The sequence below is a fragment of the Wenzhouxiangella psychrophila genome (genome assembly GCF_042310375.1).
Taxonomy (GTDB): domain Bacteria; phylum Pseudomonadota; class Gammaproteobacteria; order Xanthomonadales; family Wenzhouxiangellaceae; genus Wenzhouxiangella.
Genome location: NZ_JBHJMQ010000003.1, coordinates 132243 through 145195, shown reverse-complemented (window position 1 = coordinate 145195; position 12953 = coordinate 132243). Strand labels below are relative to the sequence as shown.

At 65.5% G+C, this 12953-nt stretch carries 12 protein-coding genes; 1 reads left to right on the top strand and 11 read right to left on the bottom strand.

The window, feature by feature from the left end:
- Positions 1-32 precede the first annotated feature (32 nt).
- From ACDC66_RS05375 to ACDC66_RS05325, 11 genes are all read right to left on the bottom strand, one after another.
- The gene (locus ACDC66_RS05375) at positions 33-2210 is read right to left on the bottom strand and encodes a carboxy terminal-processing peptidase (RefSeq protein ID WP_376695660.1); all 2178 of its coding nucleotides are present in this window, start codon (positions 2208-2210) and stop codon (positions 33-35) included.
- Positions 2211-2226: 16 nt separating this feature from the next.
- Positions 2227-2919, bottom strand: a complete 693-nt coding sequence (gene lipB / locus ACDC66_RS05370; protein ID WP_376695659.1) for a lipoyl(octanoyl) transferase LipB — start codon at positions 2917-2919, stop codon at positions 2227-2229.
- Positions 2916-3185, bottom strand: a complete 270-nt coding sequence (locus ACDC66_RS05365) for a YbeD family protein (protein ID WP_376695658.1) — start codon at positions 3183-3185, stop codon at positions 2916-2918. The genes lipB and ACDC66_RS05365 overlap by 4 nt, the downstream gene beginning before the upstream one ends.
- The gene (locus tag ACDC66_RS05360) at positions 3185-4354 is read right to left on the bottom strand and encodes a D-alanyl-D-alanine carboxypeptidase family protein (protein ID WP_376695657.1); all 1170 of its coding nucleotides are present in this window, start codon (positions 4352-4354) and stop codon (positions 3185-3187) included. The genes ACDC66_RS05365 and ACDC66_RS05360 overlap by 1 nt, the downstream gene beginning before the upstream one ends.
- 40 nt (positions 4355-4394) lie before the next feature.
- Positions 4395-5180, bottom strand: coding sequence for a septal ring lytic transglycosylase RlpA family protein (locus ACDC66_RS05355; RefSeq protein WP_376695656.1), 786 nt, complete (start codon positions 5178-5180; stop codon positions 4395-4397).
- Positions 5177-6148: a lytic murein transglycosylase B gene (gene mltB, locus ACDC66_RS05350; protein ID WP_376695655.1), complete on the bottom strand. Its 972-nt coding sequence runs from the start codon at positions 6146-6148 to the stop codon at positions 5177-5179. The genes ACDC66_RS05355 and mltB overlap by 4 nt, the downstream gene beginning before the upstream one ends.
- Positions 6149-6368: 220 nt before the next feature.
- Positions 6369-7463, bottom strand: a complete 1095-nt coding sequence (gene rodA, locus ACDC66_RS05345) for a rod shape-determining protein RodA (protein WP_376695654.1) — start codon at positions 7461-7463, stop codon at positions 6369-6371.
- A 5-nt stretch (positions 7464-7468) separates the two neighbouring features.
- Positions 7469-9295 carry a penicillin-binding protein 2 gene (gene mrdA, locus ACDC66_RS05340; RefSeq protein WP_376695653.1) on the bottom strand — a complete coding sequence of 609 codons (1827 nt, stop codon included), beginning with the start codon at positions 9293-9295 and terminating at the stop codon, positions 7469-7471.
- Positions 9292-9783, bottom strand: coding sequence for a rod shape-determining protein MreD (gene mreD, locus ACDC66_RS05335; protein ID WP_376695652.1), 492 nt, complete (start codon positions 9781-9783; stop codon positions 9292-9294). The genes mrdA and mreD overlap by 4 nt, the downstream gene beginning before the upstream one ends.
- Positions 9780-10736: a rod shape-determining protein MreC gene (gene mreC, locus ACDC66_RS05330; protein ID WP_376695651.1), complete on the bottom strand. Its 957-nt coding sequence runs from the start codon at positions 10734-10736 to the stop codon at positions 9780-9782. Before mreC ends, mreD begins: the two co-directional genes overlap by 4 nt.
- A 12-nt stretch (positions 10737-10748) precedes the next feature.
- On the bottom strand, positions 10749-11795 hold the full coding sequence (locus ACDC66_RS05325) for a rod shape-determining protein (protein WP_376695650.1): 1047 nt from the start codon (positions 11793-11795) through the stop codon (positions 10749-10751).
- 166 nt (positions 11796-11961) lie between these two features.
- Between ACDC66_RS05325 and ACDC66_RS05320 the strand changes: the two genes are divergently transcribed.
- Positions 11962-12906: a carbohydrate kinase family protein gene (locus tag ACDC66_RS05320; protein WP_376695649.1), complete on the top strand. Its 945-nt coding sequence runs from the start codon at positions 11962-11964 to the stop codon at positions 12904-12906.
- The last annotated feature ends 47 nt before the right edge of the window (positions 12907-12953 follow it).

The following is a 12953-nucleotide window of genomic DNA, read 5'->3' as shown; positions in this document are numbered from 1 at the left end:
ACGCGGGAAATGGCGCCGGGAACCACGACCGATTACGGCGTCTGGCGATGCGCCAGCAGGCGCTCCCGGTCCAGGTCGATCAGGTCGCTAAGGATACGGGCCGTCTCCTCGAGATAGACATCGTCGTCTTCCTCTTCGCTCTCTTCGCCCTCGTCGCCTTCTTTGTCCGTCTCGGCACTGTCCTCGTCGCCTTCGGCAGCGGGATCCTGGGATGACCCATCGCCCGCTTCAACGTCGTCGACCATGGCGACGCCGTCGGCTGCGCCGAATCGGTCGGCGCGGCGCTCCTCGGCCTCTTCCATTTCTTCTCGGCGCTTGGATTCACGCAGTGAAATGGACTGGCGGTCGCTGTCAGCTTCCCATTCGGCCAGGTCCTCGAGCAGCTCGACCAGATCCTCGTCGGACTCCCGGCGCATTTCGTGACGATGGCGGGCCAGGTCGATCAGCGGCTCGAGATCGGCCACCGGCTCGTAGTCGGTCGGTTCGATCTCGGCCCAGGGCATGGCGAAGTCGAGAGCGCTCTCACCGTACTCGTCGGGATCACCGGGGGTGGGCAGGCGAATGTCGGGGATCACGCCCTTGTTCTGGGTCGAGCCGCCGGCGACTCGGTAGAACTGCGCCATCGTCAGCTTGAGCTGCCCGAGCTTGGTGTCTTCGTTACGGGCCATGTTGTCGAGATCGATCAGGTTCTGGACGGTGCCCTTGCCGAAGGTGGGTTCGCCGATGACCACGCCGCGGCCGTAATCCTGGATGGCGGCAGCGAAAATCTCCGAAGCCGAGGCGCTGCGCCGGTCGACCAGCACGCCCAGCGGGCCTTCCCAGGCCATGCCCGGTTCGTTGTCGCTCTTGAGTTCGACCTGGCCGCGCGAGTCGCGCACCTGGACGACCGGGCCGGTGTCGATAAACAGGCCGGTCATGGTGGTGGCCTCGACCAGCGCGCCGCCACCATTGCCGCGCAGGTCCACGACCACGCCGTCGACGTCCTTTTGCTTGAGTTCGCCGATCAGCTTGCGTACGTCGCGCGTGCTGGAGCGATAGTTGGGTTCGTTGCGCGAGCGGCCCTCGAAGTCGACGTAGAACACGGGCACGCGAATGACGCCGATGCGGCGGGTGTCGTCGCCGTCGGGCAACTCGATCACTTCGCTGCTGGCGGCCTGCTCTTCGAGCTTGACCTCATTGCGCACGATGCGGATGACGTCCGGGGGACCGCTCATGCCGGTTTCGGCCGGCAGCACTTCCAGGCGCACCACGGTGTCGCGCTCGCCCCGGATCTTGTCGACGACGTCGTCGAGGCGCCAGCCGACCACGTCCGTGATCTCGCCGTCTTCGCCCTGCCCGACGCCGACGATGCGGTCACCGGGCTCGAGACGACCGTCCAGGTCCGCCGGTCCGCCGGGGACGATTTCCACCACCGTGGTGTACTCGGTCTCGCGCTGCAGCATGGCGCCGATGCCCTCCAGCGACAGGCGCATCGAGATTTCGAAGTTCTCGGAGGTGCGCGGCGACATGTAGGAAGAGTGCGGCTCGATCGAACGCGTGAACGCGTTCATGAAGAACGAGAACACTTCCTCGCTGTTGAACTCGTTGATGCGGCGGCGCAGATTCTCGTAGCGCTCGGTCAGGGTCTCGACGATTTCCTCGTCGTCCTGGTCGGCCAGCCGGAGTCGCAGCCAGTCGTTCTTGACGCGCTTGCGCCAGAGCTCGTCGAGCTCCTCGCCGCTTTCCGCCCAGGCCTCCTCGGAACGATCGAAGCGATAGTCCTCGTCGACGTCGAAGTCGAAACCCTGCTCGAGCAGGCTCAGAGCGTGGGAAATCCGCTCGTCGGATCGTTCGACATAGCGGTTGAAGATGTCATAGGCCGGCTCGAGGTCCGCGGTGCGCACGGCGTCGGCCATGTGATCGCGGTATTCCGAGAGCGCCTCGACATCGGAGGCGGTGAAATACATGCGGTTGGGATCGAGCGCCGTCAGGTACTGCTCGAATACGCGCTGGGAGAACGCGTCATCGAGCTCCGGGCTGCGATAGTGGTAACTCGTCATGAAACGCGACGCCAGCCGGCTGGCGAAGCGATGCTTGGTCTCCGGGCTCAGGGAGACGGCCTTCTCGGTGGAGGCATTCGCCTCGGTCGCCGGCTGCTGCAACAGCAGGACCGGGACCACGAGCGCGGCCAGGAGGGGGACGAGAAAAAGTCTGATCGATTTAATATTCATGTCGGCTATGACCGGATCAAGCGGTGGAAGTTTGGCCCGCGTCGATGACGGGCCTGTCACCTGTCACCGGATGGTAACCCATCAATGCGCAGAACGCCGTCATCAGCCGGTCGGCCATGTCCTGCCATTCGGCCGTGCCGACCTGGTCGACCACCTGGGTCATGGTCAGGCCGCTGAAGCCGCAGGGATTGATCAGGGAAAACGGCGCCAGGTCCATTTCGATATTGAATGCCAGGCCGTGATAGGTGCGGCCGCGGCGGACTTTCAGGCCGATCGAGGCGATCTTGGACGCATCCACGAATACGCCCGGCGCGCCCTCCTGGCGGCCGCCTTCGACCCCCAGGTCGGCGAGCACGTCGATGACCGCCTGCTCCAGGCGATCGACCAGGCAGCGCACGCTCTCGCCCTTGCGCTCGATGTCGAGCAGCGGATAGGCGACCACCTGGCCGGGGCCGTGGTAGGTCACCTGGCCACCGCGGTCGGTCTGGACCACGGGGATGTTGCCGGGATTGAGCAGGTGCTCAGGCTTGCCGGCCAGGCCCTGGGTAAAAACCGGGTCGTGCTCGACGATCCACAGCTCGTCGGGCGTCGATTCATCTCGCGCGTCAGTAAAATCACGCATCGCCGCCCAGACCGGCTCGTATGAGCGCCGACCGAGCTGCCGCACGGTCAGCGGTTGGCTGGTTGGCTGGTTGGCTGGTTGGCTCATAAGGTCATCTTCACCGCATCCAGCGCCCGGATCTCGGTGTAGAGGATCTCCAGGTGCCGCCGCGACTGGGCTTCCACGACCACGGTAATGCTTTCATAGCGCCCGTGGCGGCTGGGCCGGATCTTGACGTCCTGATCCTCCGGCAGCTCGGCGTGGCGCGCGATCACGCTCAGCACTTCGCGCAGCGAATCCTCGCCGGCCGTCACCATGGCCTTGACCGGCCAGCGGCAGGGAAACTCCAGGGGGCTGTCGTTTTCGCCGGCCATCAATCGCCGCCGAACAGGCCGCCAACCCACAGCCGGAAACCGTCGATGCTGCGCCCGAAGAAGCCGGCCTGCTCGACCGCGTCGAGCGCAACCAGCGGCCGGTCGGCCAGGTCGCCGTCATCGAGGGAAACGACCACGCGCCCGACCTGTTCGCCGTCGGCCAATGGGGCGGTCAGCGTGTCGTCGACTTCCAGCCGGGCTTCGAGCGCGTCGTAGCGACCACGCGGGATGGTCACGAACAGGTCGCGATCGACGCCGAGAGAAACCTCGTCCGCTTCACCCTTCCAGATCGACTCAACGCTGATTTCATCACCCGCCGAATAGAGCTGGTAGGTCTCGAAGAAGCGAAAACCGTAGTTGAGCAAAGCCTGGCTGGCGGTCGCGCGCGCATCCTCGCTGTCGGTGCCCATGACCACGCTGATCAGGCGCATGCCGTCGCGCATGGCCGAGGTGACCAGGCAATAGCCGGCCGACTCGGTGTGGCCGGTCTTGAGACCGTCGACGGAGGGATCGCGCCACAGCAGGCGATTGCGGTTGTGCTGGCGAATACCGCTGTAGGTGTACTCGCGCTCGGAATACCAGCTGTAGAAATCCGGAAACTCGCTGATCAGGGCGTCGGCCAGCAGCGCCACGTCGCGGGCGGTGGTGTACTGCTCCTCGTGCGGCAGCCCGGTGGCGTTGACGTAGTGCGTGCCGGACATACCGAGGTTTCGGGCGGCTTCGTTCATCATTTCGGCGAACACTTCCTCCGAGCCGCCGACATGCTCGGCCAGGGCCACCGAGGCATCGTTGCCCGACTGGATGATGACCCCCTTGAGCAGCTCCTCGACAGTCACCCGCGTGCCGACCTCGATGAACATACGCGACCCCTCCGTTCGCCAGGCCTTCTCCGAGATGAGCACTTCATCCGACAGCGAAAGGTTGCCCTCGGCGATTTCGGAGAAAACCACGTACGAGGTCATGATCTTGGTGATCGAGGCCGGCTCCACGCGCGCGTCGGCCTCGCGTTCGGCGACCACGGTATCGCTGTGGAAGTCGACCAGCACGTAACTGGTCGCACCCACCGACGGCGCCGCAGGTACGGGCGACTGGGCGTTCACGAGCGCGCTTGCGGCCAGCAGCAGGCCGGCAAGCAGAATGGAATGGGCAATTCTCGGAGCAGGATTCATGGGTTCGGGTCGATTCGGGGAGTTCGGAAAAGTCGGATTATCAAGGATAAACGTAACGGGCCCGGCCCAGGCCGAGTTCGGCAACACGGTCGACCAGCGCGATGGCCCGCTCGACCTCGTCGACCGGGCCAAGTCGGACGCGCCACACGCGGCCAACGTCGGTGCGTGTCCGTTCGGATTCAATGGGTCCGATTCCGGCGCGTTCAAGGTCATTCATCACCCGGCGCGCGCGTTCACGCTCGGAAAAGGCGCCCACCTGGACATAGACCGGCACGCGCGCCGGCCGGGGTGTATCGCCGGGCCCGCCGTCGAACGTGATCGCGCGGACTTCGACCGGGGCGGTGCCCAGTTCGGTCATGCCCAGCTCGCTGGCGGCCGCCCAGGACAGGTCGATGATGCGGTCCGGGTGAAAGGGCCCGCGGTCGTTGACGCGCACGACGACGGTCTTGCCGGTATCCAGGCGGGTCACCTCTACCCAGGTCGGCAGGGGCAGCGTGCGGTGTGCGGCGGTGAGCTGATAGAGATCGTAGGGCTCGCCCGAGGACGTCGGGCGCCCGTGGAACTTGGTGCCGTACCACGAAGCCGTACCGCGCTCGCGGTAGCCCACCGCGCTGTCCATGACGCGGTAACTGCGACCCAGAACTTCGTAAGGGCTGTGATTGCCGTAGGCACTGCGCGGCTCCGGTTGCGGGTCGGGTCGCTCGATCAAGGCCGGATCGAGCCGCTCCGAGGGCGGGCCGTCGGGCGCCTCGCGTACCGCTTCCCGGCCGCAGGCGGCCAGTAAGACCGCGAAGGCAAACAGCGCCGTCGCGCGAGCAGCACTCATTGACGCTGCTCGCGGATCTCGCCGGCCAGCTGGGTGACGGCCATGGCATAAAGCGGCGAGCGGTTGTAGCGGGTAATGACGTAGAAGTTGTTCAGACCCACCCAGTACTCCTGGCCTTCGGCCTGCTCGAGCTCGATCAGGGTGGCCTCGGTGTCGCCGGGCAGGTCGCCGGCATCGAACTGCACACCCATGGTGGCCAGCTCATCAAGCGTGTGCGCCGGTTTGAGCGAAAAATCCTTTTGCGGCGGCTCGCCGGACAGCTCGGCCGGGAGCGCGATCGGCTCATCGGCACGCCAGCCGTGCGTGGCGAGGTAATTCGCCACCGAGCCCATCGCATCGGGCAGGGAGCGCCACAGGTCGCGCTTGCCGGTCTCGTCCATGTCGACAGCATACGCGCGGTAGCTGGAAGGAATGAACTGCCCCACACCCATGGCGCCGGCGTAGGAACCGCGGATTTCGGTCACCGGCAGGGATTCTTCCTCGGCCAGGCGCAGGAACTGGCCGAGCTCGTCGGCGAAGAACTCGCCGCGCTTGGGATAATAGAAGCCCAGGGTGGCCAGGGCGTCGATGACGCGATAGCTGCCGGTATTGAGCCCGTAGCTGGTCTCGACGCCGACGATGGCGACCATCACCTCGGTCGGCACGCCGAAGCGGTCGGAAATCTCGGCCAGCAGATCGGCGTTGGCGCGCCAGAACTCCACACCGGAACTCACACGCGTAGGCGTGATGAAGATCTTGCGGTACTCGTGCCAGGGCTTGCCCTCGGCCGGCCGTGTGATGGCGTCGATGATCGACTGCTGGTAGGTCGCATCGCCCAGCACGTCTTGTACCTTTTCGGGATCCAGGCCGTACTCGGCCACCACGCGATCGACGAACGCCGCTGCGCCCGGGTGCGGTTCCTCGCTCTCGTTCGCGGCGGCGGCCGCGGTCGACATCAGGGCCATGGCAAGCAAGGCAAATCGCAGCATCGTCTTGTATCGCTCTTTAAGAAAGGGAATTGACTCGAGAATATAGAGGGCAGAGTAAAGAAAAAGTTTGACCCCGCCCGCCTGGGTTGGATTCTACAACCATTCACCGGGCCTCCGGACAAGCCGGGATACATCCTTGTCGTCCCGGCCGGAGCGAAGCGGAGAGCCGGGATCTCGCACATCGGGGCCTGCGCGGCTTCCGGGACGACAGCCGTGGCGACTACCCCATGAATCGACGGCGGCTGTAGAGCCCCATCACCAGGCCGAAACCGGCCAGCAGGGTCACCGCCGAGGTGCCGCCGTAGCTGACCAGCGGCAGCGGCACACCCACCACGGGCAGGGCGCCTGCGACCATCCCGACATTGACCGCCAGGTAAACGAAGAACATGAAGATCATCGCACCGGCGAGCAGACGACCGAAGGTGTCACGACATTGGCTGGCCAGGTACATGCCGCGAAGAATGATGGCCCCGTAGAGGGTCAGCACCGCCACCACACCGATGAACCCGAACTCCTCGGCCAACACCGAGAAGATGAAGTCGGTATGCGGTTCCGGCAGGAATTCCAGGTGCGACTGGCTGCCTTCGAGCCAGCCCTTGCCCGACAAGCCCCCGGAGCCCACGGCGATTTTCGACTGGATGATATTCCAGCCCTCTCCCAGCGGATCGGATTCCGGATCCAGGAAGGTGCGTATCCGGTCGCGCTGGTACTCGTGCAGGTTGAGCCAGATCAACGGCGCGGCCGCCGCCAGTGCCGCGCCCAGTCCGATGATCACCCGCCAGCGCAAGCCGGCGAGAAACAGCACGCAGGCGCCACTCATGCCCACCAGCACCGCGGTGCCCAGGTCAGGCTGGATGACGATCAGCCCCACGGACACGCCGATCAGCACCGCCGAGAACAGCACGGTCCGCCAGTCCGGTGGCAGCGGCTTGCGGTGCATCAACGCGGCCAGGGCCAGCGGCAGGGCGAGCTTCATGCCTTCGGAAGGCTGGAAACGCATCACGCCCAAATCCAGCCACCGCTGGGCGCCGCGGCCGACACCAAAGAACACGACGGCCACCAGCATCAAGAGCACGGCTGCGAACAACGCTGGCGCCCAGGCCTTGAGCAGGCGCGGCGGTAACTGGGCAATGAAAAGCATCACGGCCATGCCCAGGCCCAGCCGGACCCACTGCCGCCAGACCAGCGCCATGCTCTGCTCGGAAGCCGAGTACAGGACGAGACTGCCGAAAGCCATCAAAAGCAGGAGCAGGCCCAACAGCCAGGGATCAAGCCGCAACCGGGTCAGTCCGCCGATCAGGAAGGAATTCGACATCGAGGTCACAGCCCGGCCTCGAGGGCAGCATTCAGGACGGTTGCAGCAATGGGTGCGGCCACGCGGGCGCCACCACCGCCGTGCTCGGCGACGACGGTGACGACCAGGCGCGGCTCGTCGATCGGCGCGAAACCGGTGAAAAGGGCGTGGTTGCGGAGGAACTCGGGCAATTCGTCCTGTTCGCGCTCGTCGACTTCCTCGGTGTCGAACGGCCGTCCGAAGACCTGCGACGTTCCGGTTTTACCGCCTATGCGCACATCGAGCCCGGATTCAATCGCCCGCGCCGTGCCGCTGGGACCGTGAACGACGGCTTCCAGCCCCTGGTGGACGGCACGCCATTGACGCTCATCGTGACGCACCATCTGCACCGGTTCGCGCTCACCGATCAGGGTCGGCATGGCGGTCTCCCCCTTGCCGGCCAGGGCGGCCGTGGCGTGGGCCAGCTGGATCGGGGTGACCACGGTGAAACCCTGGCCGATTCCGGTAATTACCGTCTCACCCGGAAACCACGGCTGGTTGAACGTGGCCCGCTTCCAGGACCGGGTGGGGAGAATGCCGCTTTTTTCACCGGGCAGGTCCAGCCCGGTGCGGCGACCGAAACCGAACAGCGCCAGTTCGCGCGATATCCGGTCGATACCCAGCTCGACGGCCAGCTTGTAGAAATAGACGTTCACCGACTCGGCCAGGGCCAGCTCCAGGTCGACGAGTCCGTGGCCGCCGTCCTTCCAGTCGCCGTAGGTGCGATTGTGCCCGGGCAGCCGGTACTGACCGGTGGAAAAGATTTCGGTCTCGGGACTGATGACGCCGGCCTGCAGGCCGGCCATCGCAATGAAGGGCTTGACGGTAGATCCCGGCTCGTAGCCACCGGAAAGCACCCGGTTGAACAGCGGTCTCAGGTGGTGACCGAGCAACCGGTCGTAGTCGGTATGGCTGATGCCGTGGACGAACAGGTTGGGGTCGAAACCCGGCTTGCTCACCAGCGCCCGCACCCGGCCGGTCCCGGCTTCCAGCACGACCACCGCACCAGCAAAGTCGCCGAGCGCTTCGTAGGCGGCACGCTGAACGTCCAGGTCGACATTGAGCCGGAGGTCTTCACCCGGCTCCGGGTCGGTTCGCTCGAGCACGCGCAACACCCGTCCCTGGGCGTTGGTTTCGACGCGCTCGAAACCCGATCGACCGTGCAGGCGATTCTCGTACTGGTGCTCGATTCCGGTTTTTCCGACATGCGTGGTCGCACGATAGCGATCGGCGTCGAGCCGCTCGCGATCGCGCCCGTCGATACGCCCGACATAGCCGACGAGATGCGCGAACAATTCACCGTGGCGGTAATGGCGCGTCAGGTAGGGCTCGATATCCACGCCCGGCATGCGGTGGCGATGGATGGCCAGCCGGGCAACCTCTTCGGCGTCGAGATTGCTCTTGAGCATGATGGATTCGAATGGCCGTGAGCGAATCCGCTGCCGGTCGAAGCGACGACGCTCATCGTCGCTGACGGGCACCAGGTCGGCCAGCCGGGCCAGCGTTTCCTCGAGGTTCTCGGCGCGCTCGGGAACGATCACGAGACGGTAGGCGGGCAGGTTTTCCGCCAGGACCCGCCCGCGGCGATCGACGATCAGGCCGCGATTGGGCGGCAGTGCGCGCAGGCTGATGCGGTTTTCGTCGGCGCGGGCGGCATACCGCTCATGGTCGCCCAGCTGCAGGATCCCCAGGCGCAGGCCGAGCAGGCCGAGCAGGACCAACATGAGGACGACCAGGAACTGAACGCGACGATCCACCTGCGCCAGCGCGCTGCGTGAATCGCCCATGCCGCTTGACCCGCCTTCGCTGATCATGGTCGGCGGCGACGCTCACGCTGTCGCAGCGCATCGAGCAGCAGGAACAGCCACGGCCAGAGCAGCATGCCCACCACCGGCGCCATCCACCATTGCCAGGCCGGCCAGCGGTCGCCGACCAGGCCGATGATCCACAGCTGAACAATGCGGTCGTTGAACAAAAGCAGCATGACCACGGCCGCCTGCTGCCAGGGTGGAAAGAACCGAATGCGGTAGCGGAACCGCTCGGTCAGGTAACTGATGATCACCAGGCTCAGGGCGTGTTGCCCCAGCAGGGAGCCGGTCAGCAGGTCGAGTACCAGGCCGCCCAGAAAGGCCTGGCCGAGATGCCGCAAGCGGCCCGCCTCGAGGTTCCAGTAAATCAACACCAGCGCCGCCCAGTAGGGGCGCGCGTCGGCGACCGCCTCGGGCAGGGGCATCAGGGTCAGGGGCAGTACGGCCACGAGCGAGGCCGCCAGGGTCCAGTTGCCGACGCTTTTCCTGTTCACGGCGCGTCGTCCGCCGCCGGCTCATCGGCGGGTGCGGTCGATTCATCGCCGGCCTCGTCCGAATCTTCCCCGGGCATTTCCTCATCGGACGGTGTGGACGGCGCAGCGGGTTCGGGGGAATCGACGACCAGCACGTGCCGCGCCCGATCGAGACGGGCCAGCGGCCGCACTTCGGCCCGGGCAAAGGCCTCGCCCACCGGGCGGGACAGCGACTCGACCTCGGCCACGGGCAACCCGGCGGGGAAGGCACCGCCCAGGCCGGAGGTCACCAGGATGTCGCCGGACTCCAGATCGACGTTCATCGGCAGGTCGGTCAAGCGAAGTTGATTGATGCGGCCGGATCCGTAGGCCACCGTACGCAGTCCCGTGCGCTGGACGCGCACCGGCAGGGCGTGGTCGGGATCGGAGATGAGAATGACCTGCGCGGTGCTGTAGGCCACGTCGTCGACCTGGCCCATGACGCCATGCGCATCCATCACGGGCCGACCGGCGGTCAGTCCGTCACGACTGCCGCGGTTGATGAGCACCCGGTGCGACCAGGGGTTGAGATCGATATTCATCAGCTCGGCCGCCTCGAACCGCGGGGCGACCCGCTGCGAGGCCTCCAGCAGGGCGCGCAATTCCCGGTTGTCGTCGCGCAGCTCCTCGAGCAGGGCCAGTTCCGTGCGGTTTTCGCGCCGCTGGCGTTCGAGCACGCTGACGCGTTCCATCAGTTCGTGGCGGGTGCGCATTTCCTCGCCGAGGCGCTGGCCCAGGTCGAACGGCGCCTCCACGGCGAGAATGACCGGCTCGAGGGCCTGCCAGGCGAGGCCGCGCAGGTAATCGACATAACCTCCCCGGTAATCCAGGGTCATCAGCACGATGGAGAGCATGCCGTAGAACATCAGCCGGGCGATGCGCGCGGCCGCCTGGCCGTCTATTGCCGCAGGCCATGAACCGCCGCCCGGAGTCACGATTCCTTAGGCTCAGCTTGCGAAAAAGAAATCGCCCTTGTTCTCATCCATCAACTCGAGTGCCCGGCCGCCGCCGCGCGCCACGCAGGTGAGCGGGTCGTCGGCGATGATCACCGGCAGGCCGGTTTCTTCCATCAGCAGCTTGTCGAGGCCGCGCAACAGCGCGCCGCCGCCTGTGAGCACGATGCCGGTTTCAGCCACGTCAGCACACAGCTCCGGCGGGGTCTGCTCGAGCGCGGTCTTGACCGCGCCGGTGATGCTCGACAGCGCCTCGCTGAGCGCCTCGAGCACCTCATTGTTGTTGAGCGTGATCATCTTGGGCACGCCCTCGGCCAGGTTGCGCCCGGAGACCTGAATCTCGTTGAGCTCGTCCTGCTGATGCGCGCAGCCGATCTCCATCTTGATGCGCTCGGCCGTGGATTCGCCGATCAGCGTGCCGTAGGAACGGCGCACGTAGTTGGTGATGGCCTCGTCGAAGTGGTCGCCGCCGACGCGCACCGAATTGGAATAGACGATGCCATTAAGGGACAATACCGCCACCTCGGTCGTGCCGCCGCCGATGTCGAGCACCATCGAGCCGCGCGCCTCGTGAATCGGGATACCGGCGCCGATCGCCGCGGCCATGGGCTCTTCGATCAGGAAAACCTCGCGGGCGCCGGCGCCCTCGGCCGACTCCTTGATGGCGCGGCGCTCGACCTGGGTCGACGAGCAGGGCACGCACACCAGCACGCGCGGGCTCGGCCGCAGGAAGCGCGAGGAGTGCACCTTCTTGATGAAGTGCTGCAACATCTGCTCGGTCATGTTGAAGTCGGCGATGACGCCGTCCTTGAGCGGGCGGGTGGTGCGGATGTTGCCCGGGGTGCGGCCGAGCATCTGCTTGGCCTCGGCACCCACCGCCGCGACTTCCTGCGGCCCACCGGGTCCGCGCTCCATGCGCACGGCCACAACCGAGGGCTCATTGAGAACGATGCCCTGGCCGCGAACGAAGATCAGGGTGTTGGCCGTGCCCAGGTCAATGGACAGGTCATTGGAGAAGATACCGCGCAGTCGCTTGAACATGATTTAGGGAGGGTTGCCAGTCAGCATTGCAAAAGACCGACTAATGTAGCAATGCCGGGCACTTCCGGCAACCGTAAAATATTGTGAAAAGTAGAATTTACGGGGGTTCGCGTCGGGGATTAGTTACAATGCTGCGCTGATTCACCGACTCCCCGAGGACAACTTCATGTCCGTGCTTATCTGCGGCTCGCTGGCTTACGACAACATCATGGTCTTTCCGGAGCGCTTCAAGGACCACATCCTTCCCGACAAGACCCACATGATCAACGTCGCCTTCCTGGTGCCCGAGCTGCATCGCAACTTCGGCGGAACGGCCGGCAACATCGCCTACAACCTGCGCAAGCTCGGCGGCGACCCGCTGCCGATGGCCACCGTCGGCCCGGATTTCGACGACTACGCGCGCCACCTCGACCGGCTCGACATCAACCAGGACTACGTCCGCTGCCTCGGCGACCACTGGACCGCACAGGCGTACATCACCACCGACCTGGACGATAACCAGATCACCGCCTTTCACCCCGGCGCGATGGGAGAGGCACACTGCCAGCCCGTTCCGGAAGACGAAGACATTGCTTTCGGAATCGTCTCTCCAGACGGCAAGCAGGCCATGCTCGATCATTCCGAGCAGTTCCGCACCGCCGGCATTCCCCACATCTTCGACCCCGGCCAGGGCCTGCCGCTTTTCAGCGGCGAGGAACTTCAGCGCATGATCACCAATGCCGACTGGCTGGCGGTCAACTCCTACGAATGGGAGATGCTGAAGAAAAAGACCGGCTGGGAACACGCCGACATCACCTCGCGGCTGGACGGCGGCCTGGTCATCACCCTCGGCGGCGACGGCTCGGAACTGTGGACGGGTGAAGGCAAGACCCAAATCCCGGCGGTCAAGCCGGAGCAGATCATCGACCCCACCGGCTGCGGCGACGCCTACCGCGCCGGCCTGCTCTACGGCCTGGAACGCGGCTGGAACCCGGACGACGCCTGTCGGTTAGGTGCCATACTCGGCTCGCTCAAGATCGCCGAATCCGGGCCGCAGAACCACGAGTTCAACCCCGAACAGATTGCCGAGCGCTTCAAGGCCGAATTCGGTCACCCCATGCCGACCCCCTGAAAAATTGTTCTGATGCTGCTCCACCGGGTGCAAACCGAGATTTGTAA